Annotated in this window: 17 protein-coding genes; 5 read left to right on the top strand and 12 right to left on the bottom strand. The window is 57.8% G+C overall.

The window, feature by feature from the left end; all coding sequences use genetic code 11:
* Window positions 1-121: 121 nt before the first annotated feature.
* The 3 genes from IG617_RS21625 to IG617_RS08180 all read right to left on the bottom strand — a co-directional run bounded on the left by IG617_RS21625 (window position 122) and on the right by IG617_RS08180 (window position 2,683).
* Window positions 122-643 carry a lytic transglycosylase domain-containing protein gene (locus tag IG617_RS21625; RefSeq protein WP_420826145.1) on the bottom strand — a complete coding sequence of 174 codons (522 nt, stop codon included), beginning with the start codon at window positions 641-643 and terminating at the stop codon, window positions 122-124.
* A 592-nt stretch (window positions 644-1,235) separates the two neighbouring features.
* Complete coding sequence (locus IG617_RS08185; protein ID WP_192108745.1) at window positions 1,236-1,994, bottom strand: N-acetylmuramoyl-L-alanine amidase; 759 nt, start codon at window positions 1,992-1,994, stop codon at window positions 1,236-1,238.
* A complete protein-coding gene (locus IG617_RS08180) occupies window positions 1,991-2,683 on the bottom strand; it encodes a J domain-containing protein (protein ID WP_192108744.1) in 693 nt (230 codons plus the stop codon). Before IG617_RS08180 ends, IG617_RS08185 begins: the two co-directional genes overlap by 4 nt.
* A gap of 246 nt (window positions 2,684-2,929) precedes the next feature.
* Here IG617_RS08180 and IG617_RS08175 point away from each other — a divergent pair, with 246 nt between their 5' ends.
* Entirely contained in the window at window positions 2,930-5,179 is a 2,250-nt protein-coding gene (locus tag IG617_RS08175) for a putative bifunctional diguanylate cyclase/phosphodiesterase (RefSeq protein ID WP_209008356.1), read from the top strand.
* A 33-nt stretch (window positions 5,180-5,212) separates the two neighbouring features.
* Here IG617_RS08175 and arsH read toward each other — a convergent pair whose 3' ends face one another.
* The 7 genes from arsH to IG617_RS08140 all read right to left on the bottom strand — a co-directional run bounded on the left by arsH (window position 5,213) and on the right by IG617_RS08140 (window position 10,317).
* Window positions 5,213-5,905: an arsenical resistance protein ArsH gene (arsH, locus tag IG617_RS08170; RefSeq protein ID WP_192109128.1), complete on the bottom strand. Its 693-nt coding sequence runs from the start codon at window positions 5,903-5,905 to the stop codon at window positions 5,213-5,215.
* A 35-nt stretch (window positions 5,906-5,940) separates the two neighbouring features.
* Window positions 5,941-6,354 (bottom strand): arsenate reductase (glutaredoxin), encoded by a 414-nt coding sequence (gene arsC / locus IG617_RS08165; protein ID WP_192108743.1) that lies wholly within the window; start codon window positions 6,352-6,354, stop codon window positions 5,941-5,943.
* A 4-nt stretch (window positions 6,355-6,358) separates the two neighbouring features.
* Window positions 6,359-6,691, bottom strand: a complete 333-nt coding sequence (locus IG617_RS08160) for an ArsR/SmtB family transcription factor (RefSeq protein WP_192108742.1) — start codon at window positions 6,689-6,691, stop codon at window positions 6,359-6,361.
* Window positions 6,692-6,791: 100 nt separating this feature from the next.
* Window positions 6,792-7,325, bottom strand: coding sequence for a winged helix DNA-binding protein (locus IG617_RS08155; RefSeq protein WP_192108741.1), 534 nt, complete (start codon window positions 7,323-7,325; stop codon window positions 6,792-6,794).
* 62 nt (window positions 7,326-7,387) lie between these two features.
* Window positions 7,388-8,692 (bottom strand): TRAP transporter large permease, encoded by a 1,305-nt coding sequence (locus IG617_RS08150; RefSeq protein ID WP_153768232.1) that lies wholly within the window; start codon window positions 8,690-8,692, stop codon window positions 7,388-7,390.
* A complete protein-coding gene (locus tag IG617_RS08145; RefSeq protein ID WP_192108740.1) occupies window positions 8,692-9,249 on the bottom strand; it encodes a TRAP transporter small permease in 558 nt (185 codons plus the stop codon). The genes IG617_RS08150 and IG617_RS08145 overlap by 1 nt, the downstream gene beginning before the upstream one ends.
* A 72-nt stretch (window positions 9,250-9,321) precedes the next feature.
* Window positions 9,322-10,317: a TRAP transporter substrate-binding protein gene (locus tag IG617_RS08140; protein WP_192108739.1), complete on the bottom strand. Its 996-nt coding sequence runs from the start codon at window positions 10,315-10,317 to the stop codon at window positions 9,322-9,324.
* 172 nt (window positions 10,318-10,489) lie between these two features.
* Here IG617_RS08140 and IG617_RS08135 point away from each other — a divergent pair, with 172 nt between their 5' ends.
* Together IG617_RS08135 and IG617_RS08130 are read left to right on the top strand one after the other, a co-directional pair.
* Entirely contained in the window at window positions 10,490-11,176 is a 687-nt protein-coding gene (locus IG617_RS08135) for an MBL fold metallo-hydrolase (protein ID WP_192108738.1), read from the top strand.
* 37 nt (window positions 11,177-11,213) lie between these two features.
* Window positions 11,214-12,674 (top strand): glycosyltransferase family 39 protein, encoded by a 1,461-nt coding sequence (locus IG617_RS08130; RefSeq protein WP_192108737.1) that lies wholly within the window; start codon window positions 11,214-11,216, stop codon window positions 12,672-12,674.
* Here IG617_RS08130 and IG617_RS08125 read toward each other — a convergent pair.
* Window positions 12,612-13,880 carry a glycosyltransferase family 87 protein gene (locus tag IG617_RS08125; RefSeq protein ID WP_192108736.1) on the bottom strand — a complete coding sequence of 423 codons (1,269 nt, stop codon included), beginning with the start codon at window positions 13,878-13,880 and terminating at the stop codon, window positions 12,612-12,614. The two genes, IG617_RS08130 and IG617_RS08125, sit on opposite strands and share 63 nt — an antisense overlap.
* A 230-nt stretch (window positions 13,881-14,110) precedes the next feature.
* On the opposite strand from IG617_RS08125, the gene IG617_RS08120 reads away from it, so the two are divergent.
* Window positions 14,111-17,704, top strand: a complete 3,594-nt coding sequence (locus tag IG617_RS08120) for a hydantoinase B/oxoprolinase family protein (protein ID WP_192108735.1) — start codon at window positions 14,111-14,113, stop codon at window positions 17,702-17,704.
* A 404-nt stretch (window positions 17,705-18,108) separates the two neighbouring features.
* Window positions 18,109-19,857, top strand: a complete 1,749-nt coding sequence (locus IG617_RS08115) for a methyl-accepting chemotaxis protein (protein WP_192108734.1) — start codon at window positions 18,109-18,111, stop codon at window positions 19,855-19,857.
* A 9-nt stretch (window positions 19,858-19,866) separates the two neighbouring features.
* Here the strand turns inward: IG617_RS08115 and IG617_RS08110 are convergent, their stop codons facing one another.
* Window positions 19,867-20,658 carry a HugZ family pyridoxamine 5'-phosphate oxidase gene (locus IG617_RS08110; protein ID WP_192108733.1) on the bottom strand — a complete coding sequence of 264 codons (792 nt, stop codon included), beginning with the start codon at window positions 20,656-20,658 and terminating at the stop codon, window positions 19,867-19,869.
* Between the last annotated feature and the right edge of the window lie 198 nt (window positions 20,659-20,856).

Raw genomic sequence — 20,856 nt, 5'->3', positions numbered from 1 at the left:
TAAGACGATCGCGTCTCGCGAACCTGCCAGAAATGCAAAAACCCCGCGTTGCTGCGCGGGGTTTTCCGTTTCCGATTGTCTTGCGTGGTTCATGAGCCCAAAGGACTCGAAGTCCAAACCCTTAGCTGGAGGCCAGGATGGTCTTGACCTTGGAGCAGTAACGACGGCTGATCGGGTTCATGCGCTTGGCATAGTGGCCAGCGTTGTAACGCAGGATCGTGCCACAGACATCACCCGATGCACGCTTGTGAGCGCCAGCAAGATACTTCATGCCCCATTCCAGGTTGGTCTCCGGGTCATAAAGAGCCCGGGTTGAGCCGCGATAGCCCATGCCGCGTGCCGTTGCCGGCTTGATCTGCATAAGGCCGACTTCACCTGCACCGCCCCGGGCACTTGGGTTGAAGTTGCTTTCGACCTGAACAACGGCCTTGGCAATCTTGATTGGCACGCCGTGCTTGCGTGCAGCTGCCTGGATCATGCGGGTGTAGGAAGACTTGCGTGACGAAACGGTCTTCTTCGTGCTTTTGGTGCGCTTTGACGCGGTCTTCTTGTGGCGTGTCTTGGAGACGGCCTTGGTCTTGGCTGTCTTCGTTTCCTTGGCGTCTTCAGTGACCGACTTGCCCGCGTTGACCGAGCGGATGATGTCACCGCTGCTGCGTTTCACATCAAAAGCGACAGGCACATCGTCTTTGCTGACGGCCTTCTTCTTTACGATCGGCTCCGGGCGCACAATCGCACCCGCAGATGCATTGGCGTGACCGATAGCAGCCAGCGTGGAGAGGATAAGGCAGGCTGCTCTTACGAGCGTCTTCGTCGACTTCAACATTGCGTCGAGCCCTTATTTTTCTTGGTGATGGAATGGGTTCGTTTGTGGGGAGGAGGAATGGCCCGCGTATGGGACGAAAATCAGCCGCCACAGATCACGAAATGTTTCAAATTATTACAGAAAAACACTGCTGTTTCGGGCAATTTCTTAGCAGATCATGCAGATTGCGGCCGAAATACAGCAGGAACCTGTCCAGAAGAGGCCAAAGTGCGATGATTGAATGAAACGTCTTTTTGAACTTGATTCAAAGTCTCGCGAAAATGAAGCCTGCGCGGACGCAGTCAGTGAAGCTGCTGCAGGTAACGCGAACAGGACGCCTGAGAGACCGCGCTCACCAATTGCACAAGAACGAGCCCACCGAAACCAAACGCGAGACCTGCGATATGGTTCCAGCGAAGGCTTGATGACTTCAAAGCGCCGGAAGCGCGCTCAGAAGTTTGTGCAAGGTCTCTACGGTTGATTGATCGACGACACCGTCGACCTTCGCGGGACGGAAATGGCGCTGAAACGCAGTGACGGCTGCCTGGGTGGCCTGATCAAAAGACCCGCTGATGCCGACCTCATATCCATAAAGGGCCAGCATGGACTGAACGGCTTCGACAGGCTGACCGCTCTCGCCCAATTGCATGAACAGCCCGCTTGTGATCGGCGCGGGCTCGACATAGTGACCGACCCGACGAAGAGCGAGTGAGGCCCAGGGGAACTTCTCACCTGGATCCTCCTTGCGGCCGGGCGCAACATCGGAATGCGCGAGGACCATTCGAGGTTGGATATCGTGCCTGCGGCAAATGTCGGCGCACAGATCCGCAACCGCTTCAATCTGGACATCGGGGAAGTCGCGATAGCCCCACTCATGCCCCGGATTGACGATCTCCACGCCGATGGATCTGGAGTTGATGTCTGCCTGGCCTTGCCAGCTGCTCTTGCCTGCATGCCAGGCGCGACGGGATTCGGGCACGCATTGGAGGATGCTGCCATCCTCGTAGACAAAGTAATGCGCAGAGACTTCACTGCGCGGATCACACAGCCGTCGAAGCGCGCTGTCTCCATCCTGCATGCCGGTGTAATGGAGGATCAACATGTCGATCTGCGAACCGGGCGCACGTTCTCCGTGATTAGGAGACGGATGGACCCGGGCGGTCACGCCCGTATCGGTGGCAACACTCATAGGCCTCTTTCGGCACAAATCTGGGACCACGCCGAATTCAACGCGGCGAGCCTGTCATTTGCGATGCGGACAAATTCCTCAGGCACCCCCCGGGCGATCAGGCGATCGGGATGAGTTTCCTGGACTTCCTTGCGATAATGCGTCTTGAGCTCAGCGTCGCTGGCCTCCGGACCAAGACCGATCACCGCATAAGGGTCGCCGCTTTCGCGCACATGGCGTGCCAGTAGCCGCTTGAATTCGCGTTCATCGAGACCGAACACTTCCGCAACGCGCGCCAGATAGGCGATCTCGGTCTCATGAACGACACCATCGGCCTTGGCGATGTGGAACAACCCATCGAGAATGTCGATCAGAGTGATCCTGTCATAGGGAAACAGGTCCGCCAGCTTTTTGGCATAGACATCAAAACCGGCGACATCCTCCTGCGCCAGGTTGAACAGCCGCGCGACATTGCGCTCTTCTCCCTGGGGAACATCGAAAAGTTCCTGAAAGGCCAGCACCTCGTCTGCAGTGACCACTCCATCCGCCTTCGCCATCTTGGCCGAAAGCGCGATCATGGCGACTGTGAAACCAACCGTATTGGCGCCCTCGGGCTTTGCCAGGACGAGCTGAACCAGACGGTCGACAACCTGGGCGCCGCCCGTGCCGATCGCTGATACAATGCTGGCAAGACTGCTCCAAACGCTCAAGGAATACTCCTGACCGGGTTCTCAAAAAGGCATGCGCTGGAGGAAGGCGGAATCATACGTCGGTCTCTGTTTACAGCCACAGTCTTACCCAGAGAACCAATGGATTGGAAGCGCAGCCACAAACTCCGGTCAAATCGCCGCGAAAGCAAGAGATACCACGGAATGTCGGCATGGAGATTCACGATGACTAAACCTATCACATGTAGGTTTTCATCAATTGTCATTTTTTACAGAGTTTGAGCTCGCATGAGACAGGTCTCACAGCGCAGGAACATTGCACTATTCCTTGTCACGGCATCTTTGATTGTCGGGCTCGCGCTTGGCGTCTATGGGGTCAATCGTGCCCTGAATGACTGGCTCGTCACGAGCAATGTAAACAATGCGCTCGCTCAGATCTCACCTGCCATCGCTGCATCCGGGCGATCACAAGAGTTCGACGCTCTGATTCAGAAGCGCAATGCCGAAATTCAGCCGAAAGAGGTCGCTTCAAAGCCGGGCCCGATGCCAGACCCCACACTCGGGATGCGTCTCTCCGGCCCAGGGACCAAAGAGGCTGTGACCTCGCAGGAGACGAAAGAGCCGGTTTCAACGGAAACACCGGACGTTATGCCGTCCGCGATGTTGAACGCATCCCTTGCAGGCGCACTGGCCCCCTCACTCATCGACAGCATCTTTGTCGCCGGAAGAGACGACCTTCGGTCCGGCGAGGCTTTATCCGAACCGCTGGCCACCTTCGTGAAGGCCTCAGGCCTGCCGGAGAACCTTCTGCGCCAGACGCTGGAGGAACTGCCGAATGAGACAAGGCCCTTCACCCACCTTTACAGGAACTGGTCGGGCCTAGTGGACACACGGTCCTTTGTGATCGTTCCACATATCGCCGACGGCAAGCTCGATGGCGCCATGATCCTCGTGGCCGACCACGAGCCACAGATCGCCAGTCTTGAGATGATCACCAAGATCATCGGCTACATCACCGCCACGCTTTGCGTCGCGTCCTTCCTGATCGCAGGTCTCTTGTTGTGGATACGGTTCCGTGACCAGGTAAAGACCACGCGCGACATCGAGTTCCTCGCGCATCATGATCCGCTGACAGGCCTGCCCAACAGGGCTGTCTTCAGCGCCAAGCTCACCGAAGCGCTCCGCCTTGTGCATGCGAAGGCAAGCAACATGGGCGTGATGCTGATCGACGTCGACAAGTTCAAGGAAGTCAACGACACACACGGCCACGGCACCGGTGACATTTTCCTTCAGGTGATCGCCGACCGGTTAAGATCCGTCTTCTCGGACCATCTCGTCGCGCGCCTGTCCGGTGATGAATTCGCGGTGATGATCAAGTCCGTCTCCGACGTCGCCCGCCTGACCAAACTTGCCTCCGACTTGATCGCGGCGACCAAAGAACCTTGCATCATTGACGGTAAGGAAATGCGGATTTCCCTTTCCATCGGCATTGCCCGCGCGAGCGACGGCAGCTGGCGCTCCTCCCGGCTGCTGCATTGCGCCGATCTGGCGCTCTACCGGGCCAAGCTCTCCGGACGGTCGCAATTTGCCTGGTACACGGCGGAGATGGATTCAGATGCCCAAAAGCGCAAGGAAATCGAGGACGGTCTGACGAAGGCGCTGCGTCTGGACCAATTCGAGGTGCTCTTTCAGCCCCAATACTCGCTGATCGATAACAAGCTGAAAGCCTATGAGTCCCTGATCCGTTGGGAGCATCCGACAAAGGGTCAGATCTCTCCCGAGCTGTTCATTCCCGTCGCCGAGGAATCCGGCCTCATCGAAGCGATCGGCGACTGGGTGCTTTTCCATGCGTGCAAGGAAGCAGCCCAGTGGGAAGACGAGAGCCTGCGCGTTGCGGTGAATGTCTCCGCCGCGCAGTTCAGCCCCGGCATCACGGAATTGAAGGTCGCGCAGGCCCTGCAGGAGAGCGGGTTGCATCCCTCACGGCTGGAAATCGAAATCACCGAAAGCCTGCTGATCGCCAATACGGACGCGGTTGTCGAAACGCTGAACCACATTCGCTCCATGGGTGTGTCCATCGCCATGGATGACTTCGGCACAGGCTACTCCTCGCTCAGCTATCTGAGCCGCTTTCCCTTCGACAAGATCAAGATCGATCGCAGCTTCATCAAAAACCTCGGCAAGGATACGGGAACCGACGCGATCGTGACGTCGATCATCGGCCTGGGGCGCTCGCTTGATGTCACGATCACGGCTGAAGGCGTCGAGAACCAGGAGCAGGTCACGCTGCTGCGCGCCGCCGGCTGTACCTTGGTCCAAGGCTACCTGTTCGGCCGCCCGGACACCGTGAAGGCGCATGAAACCCACCGTGCGCGCTGGTCGGAAACATCCTCGATCCCAGCGCCCTTGAAGCGGATGGAAGTCAGCGCGCCGGCCGATGTGCCTGAGCCCGCTGCACGCCAGGCGGCGAACGAACCAGAGTCCGTGGAACCTGACCCTGACCTTGGCTCGCGTCCACGGGGCAGCGCCACCGCGTGATCACCTCAGCGATGGCGCAATGGCCCACACAGATCAGATGGACCGCTGATTGACCCTCTTGGACAACTCGGCTGCTGTTTCCTTGCGCTCCGAATAGCGGTCGACCAGATAGTCCGATCGGCCACGCAGCAGCACGGTGAACTTCATCAGCTCTTCCATGACGTCTACGACGCGGTCATAGAGCGCTGATGGCTTCATCCGGCCATCTTCCTCAAATTCCAGAAACGCCTTGGGAACGGAAGACTGGTTCGGGATCGTCACCATGCGCATCCAGCGACCCAGAACGCGCATCTGATTGAGCGCATTGAACGACTGCGAGCCGCCGGACACCTGCATGAGCGCCAGTACCTTGCCCTGGGTCGGACGCACCGCGCCGAGGCTCAAGGGGATCCAGTCGATCTGCGCCTTCATGATCCCGGTCATGGCTCCGTGGCGCTCGGGAGAACACCAGACCTGTGCCTCCGACCATGCGCAAAGGTCCCGAAGTTCTTGCACCTTGGGATGTTCGGGGCCTTCATCATCTGGAAGCGGCAGGCCTGACGGGTCGAAGATCTTCACCTCTGCGCCGAGCATCGTCAGCAGCCTGGCGGCCTCCTGCGTCAAAAGCCGGCTGTAGGACCGCTCTCGCAACGAGCCATAGAGCATGAGCACACGCGGGGCATGGTCTGCCGTCGCAGGCGCCAAAAGCCGCTCTTCATCAACGCCCGGCAGCAAATCGGAATTCAGCGCCGGGAGGTCTTGCTTGTCGTTCGTCCAATCACTCACTGACCAGCCTCGCCATTCACGACCTGACCGTCCTCTTTCGTGAAAGTCCCGACCGAACCTTCCGGCAGCAACTCGAGGACTTTTTCTGACGGACGGCAAAGCGCAACGCCCTTGTCCGAGATCACGATCGGACGATTGATCAGGATCGGATGTTCCATCACGAAATCGATCAGCTGATCATCGGACCATTTGTCATCCGAAAGGCCCAGCTCGTCATAAGGCGTGCCCTTCTGGCGCAGGAGATCGCGAACGGAAATACCCATGCGCTTGATCAGGTCCACAAGTTCATCCCGGCTTGGCGGTGTCTTGAGGTATTCGATCACCGTTGGCTCTTCGCCGGCCTCACGGATCATGGCAAGCGTGTTGCGCGAGGTTCCGCACTTCGGATTGTGGTAGATGGTGATGGCCATCGGGTCAGCAGTCCTCTTCATTGAGGCGGCGAGACACGCCGCAAATTTCAGGATGTCCGGCGCAGCAGTCCTCGGTGAGGAATTCAAGAAGTCCGCGCATCCTGTCAAAAGATACCGAGTAGACGATCCGCCTGCCTTCTCTGCGACTGACCACAAGCCCGCCTCGCTCAAGCGTCGCGAGGTGAAAGGACATTCGCGTCGGCGCGATCGCCAGTTTTTCGGCGATTTCTCCAGACGCAAGTCCCTTTGGCCCCGCCTTCACCAACAGGCGAAACGCGGCCAGGCGATCTTCCTGGGCAAGTGCTGAAAGGCTCTCGACGGCCAGATCATCTCTCATAATTCGATAATACAAGAATTCTTGTAGAATACAATCACAAAGAAGATGTGCTCTCCCTTGTTTCGAAGAGAAACTGTGTCGTCCCTGGAGCTAAACGAACCTACATGGCCGCAGCTGCGCGGGCTGCTTGATCATAATTGCCGGAGACGAGCCGCAATGTGGCAGCAAGTTTGGAGAGCTCGGTTTCATCCAGACCAAGAGCCTTCATGGGCTCGACCAGGAGTGCTTCTCGCAGGCGCCGGTACTCAAGGCATGCCTCGACCCCCGCCTTCGTGATCCCGGCGGTCTTTTCCTTGCCACGGCGCCCGGTCTCGATAAGCCCGGCCTTTTCCAGCTTCTTCAACGCATAGGTGACCGTATGCGTGTCTTCGATGTTCAGCACGAGGCAGATATCGGAGAGTGTCTTGGCCCGTCCGCGGTGATTGACGGAATGCAGCACTTGAACATCCAGCGCGTTGAGGCCCTCGGAGCCGCTGGCGGCCATGCAGCGCACCATCCAGCGGTGATAGGCATTCACCATCATCGTGACAGCGAACTCGATCTCCGACAGCGCAGGCATGGCGCCGGAAGCCAAGTGAGCTGCTGACACCACCGGCCCGATACCTTGCCGCTCCTGCGTGTTGTCCTCACTCATGCCTCGAACCTCTTCGTCTTCTTACATCCGGCGTCAGAAGCTGCCGAATCTCCTCATTCTTGCTAGTTGGATAGCATGGTTTCAGGCAACCACAGAGCAAGTCCCGGAAAGGCGACAATCAGCACGACGGCCAGGATCATAAGCAGGAAGAACGGCAGCGCCATCTTCGCAACCTTGAAGATATTGTGTCCCGTCATGCCTTGCAGAACAAACAGGTTGAAGCCGACCGGCGGCGTGATCTGGCTCATCTCGACGACCAGTACCAGATAGATGCCGAACCAGATCAGGTCCATGCCGGCCTGTTCCACCATCGGAAGGATCACCGAGGTGGTCAGAACGACAACGGAAATGCCATCAAGGAAGCAGCCGAGAACCACAAAGAAAACCGTCAGGGCGACCAACAGCTGCAGAGGCGAAAGACCAAGTGATCCGATCCAGCCGGCCAGTTCGCGTGGAATGCCAGTAAAGCCCATGGCGACGGTCAAGAAGGCAGCGCCTGCCAGAATAAACGCGATCATGCAGGAGGTTCGTGTCGCCCCCATCAGCGCGCTGGTGAAGCTCTCCCGTGACAGTGTTCCTGACGCCCAGGACAACACGAGAGAGAGAAGCACGCCGATCGCAGCGGCCTCTGTCGGTGACGCGAGGCCCGCGTAAATGGAGCCGATCACTCCTGCAATCAGGCCGATGACGGGAAACAGGCGCCGAGTGGCCTTGAGCCTTTCCAGAAAGGGCATCTGCTCCTCCCGCTCTGGCATTTTCGATCGGTTCAGCAGCGCCCAGACCGCAACATAGCCCATGAAGAGCACGCAAAGCATGGCGCCCGGCAGAACGCCTGCCATGAACAGTCTTGCAATGGATTGCTCGGTGGCGGCCCCGTAAACGATCAGGATGATCGAAGGCGGGATCAAAAGACCGAGCGTACCGGAGCCAGCAAGCGTGCCGATGGCCATGACTTCATCATAACCGCGGCGTTTGAGCTCCGGCAGGGACATTTTCCCGATTGTCGCTGTTGTCGCGGCGGAGGATCCCGACACCGCAGCGAAGATCCCGCAGCCGAGAATATTCACATGCAGGAGACGCCCGGGCAGATTGCGCATCCAAGGCGACAGGCCTGCAAACATGTCCTCCGAAAGGCGGGATCGAAACAGGATCTCCCCCATCCAGATGAACATGGGCAAGGCTGTCAGGTCCCAGGAGTTGGCAGCGCCCCAGACAGTGGTCGCTAAAACGGGACCGGTAGGAGCAGAGACCAGAAGCATCATCGCGGCAAGTGCAACGGAGAACAGGGCCACGGCAACCCAGATACCGGTGGCAAGAGCCGCAAGCATTCCAACGCCAAGGCAAAAAGCAACGAGAGAGAGATCCATTATTCAACTCCCTCAATGGCGTCACCACGATCGGCGCTCGCATAGCTTGGAGCCCGGCCAGTCAGCGCAGCCAGAAAATCGTCTGCGAGAGACAGTGCGAAGACACTGATGCCGAAGGTCATAACTGCCTGAGGGATCCACAGCGGGATCGGAATGATGCCGAAGGAAACCTCGTGGTAGACATAGCTGTCATAGGCAAGCCAGCCTGCATGCCAGCCGAAATAGGAGATCAGCACAAGCGCCACTGCGAGCGACCAGATCTCCAGAATCTTGGCAACACTTGCAGGCACGTTCTGCAGCAGGATGGAAACGCGGATATGGTCTCCCATCCGCAAAGTGGCGGCCAGCGCGAGAAAAGACGCTCCGACCAGTAGAAAGCCCGCGATCTCCGCCAGTGACGGCACGAGCAAGCCGAACGGCTCGAGCCCGACGATCTTCCGGGCGCCGTCGATCAACCTGCCGATGACTTGGGCAACGACCAGAACAGCGATGGTAACAAGACATGCGGCGGCAAGGCCGCCCGCGAGCCGGTAAAGCCCGTCAAGAAAGGCGCGCATCGGCAGGGTCTCCAGTGCCGGCGGGAATAGAAAAATGGCCGGTCCCGAAGAACCGGCCAACTCGAAAAGAGCTTATTTGGAGAAAGCGTCCACGATCGTGACGCCGTCCGCTCCAGCGCTTTCCTTCCATTCGCCAACCATGGTGGCGCCAATTTCCTTCATGGAAGCCTGCAGCGCATCAGACGGTGCAGCAACGGCGATGCCGTTGTCTTTCAGGATCTGGGTCTTGGAAGCCGTTTCAGCCTTGGAGGCGTCCCAGCCGCGCGTTTCCGCGGTGGCAGCGGCTTCCAGAACGGCAGCCTTTTCCGCATCGCTTAGACCATCAAAGGCACTCTTGTTGACGATGACCATGTTTTTCGGCAGCCAGGCCTGTGTGTCATAATAATGGTCCAGGAAGTCCCAGGCCTTGGCATTTGCACCCGTCGAAGGAGACGTGATCATAGCTTCTACGCGACCGGTAGAGAAAGCGGTCGGCAGATCAGGCACTTCAACCTGGGTCGGAACAGCACCAGCAAGCTGGGCCAGACGCTCTGTGGAAGCGTTATAGGCGCGGAACTTCAGACCCTTCAAGTCATCGATCGTGTTGATGTCTTTCTTGGCGTAGATGCCCTGGGGCGGCCACGGCACGGTGTAGAGAAGCTGCAGGCCCTGGGCAGCGAGCTTTTCTTCCAGAACTGGCTTGGAAGCTTGATAAAGGTCCCAGGCAGCGTCATAGGAGTTCGCCATGAAAGGCACGCTGTCGACGCCGAAAACCGGATCTTCGTTGGACAGGCGCGAAATCAGCACTTCGCCAATCGGAGCCAGACCTTTACGGACAGCGTTCTTGATTTCGGGATGTTTGAACAGGGATCCGGCAGAATGGATCTGGATCGTAAGGGATCCACCGGTCTTGTCCGAGACTTCCTCGGCAAACTTTGCGATGTTCTGAGTGTGGAAGTTGCTATCGCCATAAGGCGTTGGCATATCCCACTTGGTCTCGGCAGAAGCAAGGCTCAGACCAGCAAGACCAAAGGCAGCGGCAGCGACCAGACGGGCGCCCGCCACCGAAATACGATGTGAATGCAGCATGTTATTCTCCTCTTGGAAGCGGGACTTTGTCCTCATTGCTCACGCGCCACCCTTTTGGACCGCAACGTGATCCCCTACGCTAGACCCACAATTCTCAAACATCAACAATTTATCGACAAATTATCATCAATGACCCTAAACTGCCCTGCACGGCGAAATGAAGGAACCTCAGATGCCAGCCACCTATGATGTCCTCGTACCGGGCTCAAGCCTTGCCTTCGAAGGCGGTTTTTTCGGCATTTCCTCGATCTGCCTCGTGGAAGCCGGCGGCAAGCGCGCGCTGTTCGACTGTGGCCACGGAACAACGAGGGGCTTGCTGCTGAACGCACTGTCCACGCGCGGACTGAGCCCTGCGGACATTGATCTGCTCATCTTCTCTCACGCCCACTTCGACCATGTCCTGAACATGGACCTGTTCCCGGACGCTCCGATCTTGATGAGCCGAGATGAAGCAGACTATATCGAGGCGCCTTTCGCCGATGACCCCGCGACGCCGCGCTACCTGCCTGCCCTTCTCGCCCAGCGCTCAGTTGATCTGGTTGACGGCGAAAAGGAATTTCTGCCCGGAGTGACAATGTTCCCGACGCCCGGCCACGCACCCGGGCATGTCTCCCTTGAGCTGGAGACAAAGGACGGCCCGGTGGTTCTGGCCGCAGATGCACTCAAGACAGCCCGGGAAGCACTCAGCGGCATCCCGGACATGGAGATCGATCCGCAAAAACGTGGCAAGGCATCGATCCAGGAGGTTCTGCGGCGCGGCAAGATCATAGTGCCCGGCCACTTCCCAACCCTGTTTCAGGATGAAGCGGGAAATCTTACCTGGACGGACATGCAGGAAATGCCCCTTTTGATTCGCTAGAACCTCTGCCACTCTCCGCTTTCCTTGGGGAGGAAGCATGAAGAGTGAAATCAACGGGCAGAGTGGGCGCGAGCATTTCGGCCTGCAAAAAATGGCCTTGGCCGGTATCATCGCTGTTGGCGCAGCCCTTCGTCTCTGGGACCTTGATCGCACCAGTCTCTGGTACGACGAAGCTGTGTCATGGAGCCAATCAAAAGGAAGCCTTGGCGAGCTGATCGCATTGGTCGCGGCCGACAATTATCCGCCTCTGCACAATCTGCTGCTCTGGTTGACGATGCCGATCATTGGAGACAGCGAAACGGCGCTGCGCCTCCCCTCAGCCATCGCCGGAATCCTGTCGATTTGGCTGGTCTATGAGCTTGGGCGTCTGGTCTTCACCCGAAACACCGGCCTTCTTGCCGCGGCCATCCTCGCGATTTCGCCTTTTCATATCTGGTATTCGACCGAGGCGCGCATGTACGCGCTTTTCGCGATGGCCGGATTGGCGTTTCTGATCGCTCTGGTGCGAACCCTTGAGGGAGATCGCCTACGCTGGCCAATTCTCGCGGCCGTCTTTGGTGCGCTCTTTCTTTACAGCCACATCTATGCAGCCTTTTCGATGGCTGGCATCGGCGTGCTACTGCTTCTCTGGCAGGTGCGCTCAGTCAGGGCCCAGTCCTTTGGCTACCAGGATGCGAATACCCGCACATTTGCTTCCTTCTGCACGTCGTGTCTCCTGTTCCTGCCCTGGCTCGCAGTCCTCGCCGTACGGGCCAAGGATGTAGTCAACAATGGCTTCTGGATAGCCTACCCCGACGGGCCTTTCCTCAAGACCATGATGCGCGATATGGCGGGATCCGAGACGTTTTTCCTCGCGCTTGCCGCCACCGCGCTTCTTGTCCTGATCCCTACGCGCAAACAGTCAGCGAAGACAGATGTGGATCACCGAGCGGCAGCACTCCTGGCTGCCTTCGCCATAGCTCCATTTATCATTGCTTATGGCCTGTCGATCACGCTGAGGCCCATCCTCTTCGATCGATACCTGATTGCCGCCTGGCCTGTACTCATCCTGCTTGCCAGCGCCGGTGCCTGTCGTTTCCTACCAAGGTTGGGGCCGGTCGCACTGCTTACGGCGGTCGTATTACTGACCATCCATCCGCTGCGCTTCACGTTGCTCCAGAAGATCCGTCCCGAATGGCGGGAGATTTCGTCCATCTATCTCACAGAGAGAAAGAACACAGACGCACTCTATCTCTACAAGGGATTTTCCGCGCCCGCGCTCGACTATTACCTGCGTAGCCAAGCGGCCTTTCAGCCGCTGGCCAAGCCGGAGGACCTGTCAGCGAACAGCCTGCAGCCCCTGGTCTGGTTGCTCTTCGCCCACGCCAGTCGTTCCGAAATGATCGAGCTTCAGGAGCGCATGCCCTCTCAGTTTAAAGAAACCGGCCGCTGGCGCTCATTCGGCTGGGGCGAGAGTGGCCTCACCCTGCTCCGCTTCGACGCCGAAAGTGGTGACTGACACCACCGCGCGCCGCAGACTGAGCGCGAAGAACAGGAGCGGAGGAAGGGGTGCAAGCGTCTTCTCAAGGCCAAGGCCCCAGCCGTTGGTTGTGAGCATCAACAAAGAGGCGATCAAGAGACCTTCGCGTTCGAAGCGAAGAAAGCCGGTTTCCAAACCCTGGCGAACGATCAGGACCAGCGGAATGGCGAGAAGAGCGAGATCGTAGTCCAGAATGAAAGGCGTGGCCACACAGGCAGCACTCACCAGAACGGCCCCCTTGATGCTGATGCTCACATTCCGCGACCAGATCCAGACCACGGAGCCAAGAGCAAGGGCGGAGACAAGAGCTTGAGCTGCCATGGCGACATCAACCGGGACATCATATTGCCGCAACCAGCCAAACACAGACGCATATTTCGCCATGCTGACCTTGGCTTCCAGCATCCACGCGTTGGCTTCAGGCGCCTGATCTAGAAAAGCTTGCCATGTCGCCAGCCCAAAGACCGCATAACTGATAAATGCGACCACCACCGTGGTAACTCCAGCGGCGAAGAAGGTACGCCATTCACGACCGGCGAGAAGCGCAAAAGGGATCAAGACGCCAAAGTGCGGCTTGTAGGCCATTAAGCCGATCAAGATTCCGGCTAGAATGGGCCGCCCCCGGTCCAGCGCCGCAAGTGCGCCCCCAAAAAGCGCAACATTCAGAAGACTGTTTTGACCGTGCAGTACGCCGAATGCCAGGCCCGGAAACACAAACACCATCCAAACCGCATTCATTCGACGTGCCAGCAGCGCAAGCACGAGACACGCTGCGCTAAGCGTGATGGCTTCAAAAAGGATGACTGCCGCCTCATAGGGCAGCAAACCAAAGGGCAGTAGGTAGAGCAACCATGTGGGTGGGTAGAAAAACGCGAACTGGCCCCGCTCGAACAACTCCACCTGCCGGACAGAAAACTCCTCGAAATGATAGGGAAGCAGGAAATCGCCGTTCACCGCACTGTTCGCGGCCGTCCAAAAGGAAATGAAATCTGCGAAGAAGGGTTTCCCCGTACCGATGTAGGTGTTCGCAATATCAAGAAGAAGCCGCACCACAAGCGCAACAACAAGAAAGGCCGCAACGCCTTTGGCCGCCTCACCGGTCAGGAACCGCTCGATGGCGACCTCGAAACCGCTACGCGCGCTCTTTAACTGAGAGCCTGTCTTGCCATCGTCGTTCACAGCCATTGATATGCTCCGAAATCTGTGGCCTCACCACCGGCCCGCACGCAATGGCACCTATTTTAGGAGGCGGCTCTGAAGATCCTCTAAACCATCGGCAAATTTACCTCCAAACGGCCAACAAGAATTTACATCGATAATTTATCGACATTTTGTAATCGTTGTTCTAGGCTCAAGTTCATCACATTCCAAAACCGGATCAAAACGCGTCCGGAAATAACAAGAGGGTTTTCAAGATGACGGCCAAGTGGGATTTCTGGGTTGATCGCGGCGGCACCTTTACCGATATCGTTGGCCGCGCGCCTGATGGCAGCATCCACCCGCACAAGGTTCTGTCTGAAAACCCGGAAGCCTATCGCGACGCGGCGATCCAGGGCATTCGCGAACTCATGGGCATCGCAATGGGAGCGCCTATTCCGGCCGAACAGATTGCCACGGTAAAAATGGGCACGACCGTCGCCACCAACGCCTTGCTCGAGCGAAAGGGTGAACGCACCGCGCTGTTCATCACCAAAGGCTTCCGCGACGCGCTGGAAATCGGCTATCAGGCCCGTCCGGACATCTTCGCCAAGGAAATCATCAAACCCGAGCTTCTCTACGAAAAAGTCTACGAGATCACCGAGCGCGTGCGCGCCGAAGGAACAGCCGAGACTCCGCTGGATGAAGACAGTGCCCGCACGCAGATGCAGGCAGCCTTTGACGATGGCATCCGCTCCATCGCGATTGTCCTGATGCACGCCTATGCTTATCCTGACCATGAAGTGACGCTGGCCGCAATCGCCAGTGACATCGGCTTCCCGCAGATCTCCATTTCCCACAAGGTCTCGCCGCTCATGAAGCTGGTCGGCCGTGGCGACACAACAGTTGTCGATGCCTATCTGTCACCCATCCTGCGCCGCTATGTGAAACAGGTTCAAGATGAACTTGGAGAAGGCCCGCGCCTCATGTTCATGCAGTCCTCCGGGGGCCTCACCGCAGCGGACCTCTTTCAGGGCAAGGACGCAATCCTCTCAGGCCCGGCTGGCGGCGTCGTCGGCGCGGTTGAAACCTCGCGCATGGCCGGTTTCGACAAAATCATCGGCTTCGACATGGGCGGCACCTCAACCGACGTCTGCCACTACGACGGCGACTACGAGCGTGCCTTCGAGACCGAAGTTGCCGGCGTGCGTATGCGCGCACCGATGATGATGATCCACACGGTCGCAGCCGGCGGTGGCTCGATCCTGCACTATAAGGACGGTCGCTTCCAGGTCGGTCCGGACAGCGCAGGTGCCAACCCAGGCCCTGCCTGCTATCGCCGCGGCGGCCCCCTCACCGTCACTGATGCCAACCTGATGACCGGCAAGCTTGCGCCTGAATTTTTTCCGAAGATCTTCGGGCCGAACCGGGACGAGCCGCTGGACGAGAATGCGGTCACATCGAAATTCACCGCCATGGCCTCGGAAATCGGCGGCGGCCGCACACCTGAGGATGTAGCCGATGGCTTTCTGAAGATTGCGGTCGAGAACATGGCCAATGCGATCAAGAAGATCTCGGTCCAGCGTGGCTATGATGTCACCGAATACGCCCTCACCTGCTTCGGCGGAGCCGGTGGACAGGCTGGCTGCCGCGTCGCCGACAGCCTCGGCATGAAGACTGTGATCCTGCATCCGTTTTCCGGCATTCTCTCGGCTTACGGCATGGGTCTGGCGGACATTCGCGCCAACCGTCAGCAGGCTGTGGTCAAGACGCTGGATGAGGCCCTGATCCCAGAACTTGGCAAACTGCGCGATGAACTCGCGGCTCTGACCGAGGCTGAGCTGGAAGCGCAAAGCATCAGCGCTGACGGCCGCGAGACCCGTGCAATTGCACATCTGCGCTATGACGGAACAGACACGCCTCTACCCGTTGCGCTGAGCAGCGTTACAGAGATGCGCGATGCCTTCGAAGTGTCTCACAAGAAACAGTTCGGCTTTGCCTATGAGGAAAAGCCCGTCGTCGTGGAAGCCCTTGAAGTGGAAACCTTCGGCGGCGGCGCTGGGATCGCCGAGCCGGACCACAGCCTGGCCTCGGGCGATGTCGCAGCAACAAAGGCCACGCGTTTCTTCTCCGAGGGCGCATGGCATGACGCCAACATCTACTCCCGTGATGTGCTGAAGCCGGGCATTCGCGTCGCCGGCCCAGCCCTGATCATGGAGCCGCATGCGACCATCGTGGTCGAACCGGGTTGGGAAGCGGAAATCAACGCCAAGGATCACGTGATCCTGAACCGGGTGGTTCCGCTTGATCGCACCGACGCCATTGGCACCCATGCAGATCCGGTCATGCTGGAGGTCTTCAACAACCTCTTCATGTCCATCGCTGAACAAATGGGCGTGACACTTCAAAACACCGCCTATTCGGTGAACATCAAGGAACGTCTGGATTTCTCCTGCGCCGTCTTTGACGCCTCTGGTGCCCTTGTTGCCAATGCGCCGCACATGCCGGTGCACCTGGGTTCCATGGACCGTTCGGTCGAAACCGTCATCAAGCTGAACAAGGGCAAGATCAAACCGGGCGACGTCTTCGCCCTGAACGCCCCCTACAATGGCGGCACGCACCTGCCGGACATCACCGTGGTCTCCCCAGTCTTTGACGACAACGGTAAGGAGATCCTGTTCTGGTCAGCCTCTCGCGGGCATCATGCCGATGTCGGCGGATCTGCACCTGGGTCAATGACCCCGCGCGCCACGACCGTCGATGAAGAAGGCGTTTTGTTCGACAACTTCAAGATCGTCGATGAAGGGCGCTTCTGCGAAGAAGAGCTGGTGCACCTCCTGACCGATCACAAGTATCCGGCACGCAACCCGCACCAGAACGTGGCCGACCTCAAGGCGCAAATCGCAGCCAACGAAAAAGGCACGCAGGAACTGCGCAAGATGGTCGGTCATTTCGGTCTGGATGTCGTTCAGGCCTATATGAACCATGTGCAGGACAACGCAGAAGAAAGCGTTCGTCGGGTGATTTCCGCCCTGACCGACAGTGAGTATGAATACCCGACCGACCAGGGGTCTGTGATCAAGGTCAAGATCACGGTCGACAAGGAAAGCCGCGAAGCAACGGTCGATTTCACCGGCACATCGCCTGTGAAACCGAACAACTTCAACGCGCCGGAACCTGTCACCCGCGCGGCGGTTCTCTATTGTTTCCGCGTCATGGTGGAAGGCGACATCCCGATGAACGCCGGGTGCCTGAAGCCGATCAACATCGTCCTGCCGGACGACTGCATGCTGCGTCCCTCCTACCCGGCTGCTGTGGTTGCCGGTAACGTGGAAACCTCCCAGCACGTCACCAATGCGCTGTTTGCGGCCCTTGGTGCCATGTCGAACAGCCAGGGCACGATGAACAATCTGACATTCGGCAACGACACCTATCAGTACTATGAGACCATCTGCTCCGGTTCTCCGGCAGGCCCGGGTTTCAACGGCACCGACGGTGTTCATGTTCACATGACCAACTCGCGCCTGACCGATCCGGAAGTGCTGGAGTTCCGCTTCCCCGTGCTGCTGGAAGACTTCCACATCCGCAAGGGCTCGGGTGGCAAGGGCAAATGGCATGCCGGCGACGGCACCAGACGCACGCTTCGCTTCCTGGAGAAAATGGACTGCGCGATCCTGGCGTCACATCGCACGATCGAACCGAAGGGCATGGCCGGCGGTGAGAACGGCGAACTGGGCAGCACCGAAGTCCGGCGCCTGGACGGCAAGGTCGAAAAGCTTGAGGGCTGCGACCAGACCGTTCTCGAGGTCGGTGAAGCCGTCACGGTGATCACGCCAACCGCAGGCGGCTGGGGCAAGACCTCCCCGCAATAGTTCGACACACGAAATTGGGCGCAATTCTGTATGCATTAAATTGTACCAGAATTGCGCTCGATCCTCTATTAATACTTCTATTTTCCCGAAATAATAAAATAGACGACTGAAACCATCAAATAATCTCCATTAAATACGCAAGTAAATGAAATAAAAAATATTTTATATAGAAATATAAAAACACTCACATAATTTCGATAAGTAATATTTGTAAATATCACAAAATTATACAAAAATTACTCTAGGATAACTTAAAAACTTCTCGAAATTTTAATAAAAATACGTAAATATTTCCTGTAATTGATATCTTTACCCATGCTAGATTCATCAGTTGTAAATAGTTCAATCTCTACCTTGCGTGAAACTTGCGACCTCAAGTCACTGCACGAGAAGGTTTTGAACAAATGCGCATTTTTCAACCTCGCAGCGTTTCCACCAAAATTCTTGCCCTGGTTGGGCTTGTCAGCACAGCAACGATAGCCGTTGCCACGATCGGTATTGTTCAGATGAACAACATCGGCCAGGAGCTGAGCTCGATCTCTGAAAATGACATCCCCTTGACCAAGACGGTCAGCGCCGTGACCTCGCACCAACTCCAACAGGCCATCTTGCTCGAGCGGATGCTGCGCATGGCCGGTGTCAAGGACAACAGGGACCATGCAGCTCTCCTTCATACGGAAGAAGAGTTCATGCGCCTCGCCCGGCAAGTGGACCAGGAGATCATCGAGAGTGAACACCTCGCCGAGCGTGCTCTTGAAAACTCAAAGGCTTCTAAGGATCGCGAGAAGTTCAAATCCGTGCTCTCGAGGCTGAAAGCCATCGAAGTCGAGCACGCCGTGTACGAAGGGCATGTGGAAGAGATCATAGAGGTGATCGAGGCGGGAGACCTTGAAAAAGCCAGCCTCATGGCCCGCAAGATCGAGATCGAGGAAGAAAATCTGGACCATGCCCTTGTGAACCTGCAGCAGGAGCTGGAAAATTCCACAAGCGAATCTGCCCGTACCGCCGTTGCCCATGAAAAGGAAGGCATCAAGCAACTCGCAATCCTTTCGATCCTCTCGACCATCGTCGGCGCCGTCATTGCCTTTGTTTTCGCTGCAGTCGGGATTGCCCGGCCGCTGCGCGCAGTCGCATCGGCTCTCGCCAGTCTGGCCAAAGGGGATACGAGCGCCAGCGTCCATGTCAAAAGCCGGGACGAAATTGGGCAGGTCGCCGAAGCCTTCGAAAAGTTCAAGGCGACCATGATCGAAATCGAGCGCCTGCGCCTGGAAGCAAAGGAAGAGGAAGAACGGATCGTCCAGGAAAAACGCGAGGCCACCATGCGCCTGGCGGACGAGCTGGAACGCACGGTGAAAAGCGTCTCCGATGAAATCTCAGTTGCGGTTCACGAGCTTGAAGGAACCGCCAACTCCTTGTCCGCGACATCAATCCAGACCTCTGACCGCGCCAATACGGTCGCAGCGGCCGCCAATGAGGCATCGACCAACATCCAGACCGTTGCCTCGGCGACCGAAGAGTTGTCCTCTTCGGTTCAGGAAATCAGCCGGCAAGTGTCCCGGGCCATGAGCGAGACCACCGTCACCCGTGAAAAGGCAGAGGCGTCGACCGCATCGGTCACAAATCTGTCGGAGGCCGCCCAGCGGATTGGTGACGTGGTGAAACTCATCAACGACATCGCCGAACAGACCAACCTGCTGGCCCTGAACGCAACGATCGAGGCAGCCAGAGCCGGAGAGTCCGGAAAGGGCTTTGCCGTCGTCGCCGCAGAGGTCAAAGCCCTTGCCACTCAGACCGGCCGAGCGACAGAGGACATCAGCGAACTGGTGGCCCAACTTCAAAGTGGATCGGAAAACACCTTCAATTCCATCCAGACGGTCGTGACTGCCATCTCCAACATCGACCAGCAGGTCACCGGCATTGCCTCCGCAGTCGAGGAGCAGAATGCAGTGACCGACGAGATCGCTCGCAACACCAACGGCGTGGCCGCCGGCAGCGAAGATATCTCGGTCAACATCACTGATGTCAGCACAGCGGCAACCCAATCGAGCGCAAGCGCCGAACAGGTTCGCTCGACGGTTGCCAATCTTTCCCATCAGTCAGACATGCTGAACGGCGAGCTGGATCGTTTCCTAACGACCATCCGCGCAGCTTGAGATCAATGCTCAGGAAGTCGCACCGGCCTCCTGCAACGCCCGCGCAGATTTCGCCAAGGTCACGAGGACCGGCCGAAGCGCTACCATATTGGTGAGCGGCTCGTCGAACCAAAGCCGCGCAGTCCGATCACCAGCCTGCAGATCCAGCCCCTCCGGATCAAGGCTCGTCAGCGTCCAGTTCGCTTCCGACTGCTTTAAGAGAACTTCGGCATAGAGCTTGATGGCGTCGCCATGGTCCTCATTCATGTGGCCAACGGCCCCTTCCTCTGCACCAGCAAGATCGCACCAACTTTCTTCGGGCAAGATGAAGTCGCCCTCATTCAAGGCATAGGCCTTGCCGAAACCACCGTTCAGACTCGCCCGTTCAGCCTTCAGCCTAAAGAAGGCAAAGTCGCCGAAATCAACATAAAGCGCGGCTTTCGGGTGACGCGCCAGATAACGGCGGCGGACGCGCTCATGATCCGCACCTCCCCGTTCGAGCCGATCTGCGCGGCAAAACAGGGTCACGCGAGGGTGTGCCAGCGGATCTCCCTTGCCGGGCTCTCCAAGCAAAAGAGAACAGCGCGAGTCGGCATGCAGCGCAGCCGTATGACCAGATAGAGTCGAGATCAAGATGCAAGGCGTCCCGTCCATGTCGCTTGCAACGGCGACCCGGCTTGCCAGGGGATGGCCACTCTCAGGCTCGAGGGCCGCAATCGCTCCGAAACGCGCAGTGCGCATCAAATCCTTGGCAAGCCGCCTCGCCTCATCATCGGTTTCCCGGAGCACGTCTTTCTTCTTGCCACCCGTTTCAGAGGTCATGTCCATTCTCCTGCGCGCCGAATCTCCCTCAGTCCCTTGATATCCTGACCAGGCGATGAGCGAAACGTCCCAGCATTCAAACCTGAACGGAAGATGAATGCCGGTCTCAGAACCGGTTCAGTGGCCGCACGTCATAGTGCCTCCATCAGATCAAGAGGCGCACGGCAAAGACGCCAAGGCGCCGCCCAGAAGACGAAG

Source organism: Roseibium polysiphoniae (genome assembly GCF_014842925.1).
In the GTDB taxonomy this organism is placed as follows: Bacteria; Pseudomonadota; Alphaproteobacteria; order Rhizobiales; family Stappiaceae; genus Roseibium; species Roseibium polysiphoniae.
Note: the sequence above shows the minus strand (reverse complement) of the source record. Positions and strands in the feature narration are given on the sequence as shown.

What these genes read in the sequence shown, in the direction of transcription:
- IG617_RS08185 (WP_192108745.1), bottom strand. Translation starts at nt 1,994, where the DNA reads ATGAGTGTTGCCACCGATACGGGCGTGACCGCCCGGGTCCATCCGTCT.
- IG617_RS08110 (WP_192108733.1), bottom strand. Translation starts at nt 20,658, where the DNA reads ATGACCTCTGAAACGGGTGGCAAGAAGAAAGACGTGCTCCGGGAAACC.
- IG617_RS08150 (WP_153768232.1), bottom strand. Translation starts at nt 8,692, where the DNA reads ATGGATCTCTCTCTCGTTGCTTTTTGCCTTGGCGTTGGAATGCTTGCG.
- IG617_RS08135 (WP_192108738.1), top strand. Translation starts at nt 10,490, where the DNA reads ATGCCAGCCACCTATGATGTCCTCGTACCGGGCTCAAGCCTTGCCTTC.
- IG617_RS08115 (WP_192108734.1), top strand. Translation starts at nt 18,109, where the DNA reads ATGCGCATTTTTCAACCTCGCAGCGTTTCCACCAAAATTCTTGCCCTG.
- IG617_RS08155 (WP_192108741.1), bottom strand. Translation starts at nt 7,325, where the DNA reads ATGAGTGAGGACAACACGCAGGAGCGGCAAGGTATCGGGCCGGTGGTG.
- IG617_RS08130 (WP_192108737.1), top strand. Translation starts at nt 11,214, where the DNA reads ATGAAGAGTGAAATCAACGGGCAGAGTGGGCGCGAGCATTTCGGCCTG.
- IG617_RS08145 (WP_192108740.1), bottom strand. Translation starts at nt 9,249, where the DNA reads ATGCGCGCCTTTCTTGACGGGCTTTACCGGCTCGCGGGCGGCCTTGCC.
- IG617_RS08160 (WP_192108742.1), bottom strand. Translation starts at nt 6,691, where the DNA reads ATGAGAGATGATCTGGCCGTCGAGAGCCTTTCAGCACTTGCCCAGGAA.
- IG617_RS08175 (WP_209008356.1), top strand. Translation starts at nt 2,930, where the DNA reads ATGAGACAGGTCTCACAGCGCAGGAACATTGCACTATTCCTTGTCACG.
- IG617_RS08120 (WP_192108735.1), top strand. Translation starts at nt 14,111, where the DNA reads ATGACGGCCAAGTGGGATTTCTGGGTTGATCGCGGCGGCACCTTTACC.
- arsC (WP_192108743.1), bottom strand. Translation starts at nt 6,354, where the DNA reads ATGGCCATCACCATCTACCACAATCCGAAGTGCGGAACCTCGCGCAAC.
- IG617_RS08140 (WP_192108739.1), bottom strand. Translation starts at nt 10,317, where the DNA reads ATGCTGCATTCACATCGTATTTCGGTGGCGGGCGCCCGTCTGGTCGCT.
- IG617_RS08125 (WP_192108736.1), bottom strand. Translation starts at nt 13,880, where the DNA reads ATGGCTGTGAACGACGATGGCAAGACAGGCTCTCAGTTAAAGAGCGCG.